Raw genomic sequence first — 702 nt, 5'->3', positions numbered from 1 at the left:
GCACCGCCGGCCGCCTCGTCGGGCACTTCCACATCCACAACGGCGACGAGTCAGGCTTCGTCTGCGAACGCGTCTGACTTCTTCAACAGCCTGCTAGAGCGGAGCTCACCGGCCCAAGGCAGCAACGGCCCGACGAAAACGCGTCATGCTATTGCAAATCATTCTCATATGCATCAGATTGCTATCTTCGTTGGAACAGACATGACCTGGAAGCACGCTCGCCGTCGCTTTCGCCCTTTCGGAATGATTGCTCTCGCCACCGACCTCGCCGTACGCAATGGGCTCCAAGTGAAACAGCCAGCGGACACCGTGCTAAAATTCCAGCTCACATGGAGCCGTTATGAAGCTACTCTACGCCGCCATTGCATACGGCATCAGCATTTCGCTTGCTCTTGCTCAACCTCAGGGTCAGACGACTCGTACCGACACGCCTGGGATCGGCGATGGGGCTGACGACCGTCCGGCGAAAGGCATCCAAGATAATTCCTTCCTGATCGAGGAGGCCTACAATCAGGAGGCTGGCGTCGTTCAGGGTATAGCCACGCTACGGAGGCAGGGCAGAGATCGCTATTTCGCCTTCACAAATGAGTTTCCCCTCGGCAGTCAGAGCCCGTCCCGAAAGGGTTGAGCGACTGGGGCACTCGTGATTCCAAGGGGTTGTTCAGGCCATCTTGGAGCGAGCGATGTGGACCCCAGCCACTC

1 protein-coding gene is annotated in these 702 nt (G+C 58.1%); it reads left to right on the top strand.

Features of this window, described 5'->3' with window-relative positions; all coding sequences use genetic code 11:
• Window positions 1-340: 340 nt before the first annotated feature.
• A complete protein-coding gene (locus ACFPOB_RS31090) occupies window positions 341-628 on the top strand; it encodes a hypothetical protein (RefSeq protein ID WP_377801991.1) in 288 nt (95 codons plus the stop codon).
• The last annotated feature ends 74 nt before the right edge of the window (window positions 629-702 follow it).

The sequence above is a fragment of the Allobosea eneae genome (assembly GCF_042657265.1).
Taxonomy (GTDB): domain Bacteria; phylum Pseudomonadota; class Alphaproteobacteria; order Rhizobiales; family Beijerinckiaceae; genus Allobosea; species Allobosea eneae.
Note: the sequence above shows the minus strand (reverse complement) of the source record. Positions and strands in the feature narration are given on the sequence as shown.

Excerpts from the sequence above, each read along its gene's own strand:
- ACFPOB_RS31090 (WP_377801991.1), top strand. The coding sequence starts at position 341 with ATGAAGCTACTCTACGCCGCCATTGCATACGGCATCAGCATTTCGCTT.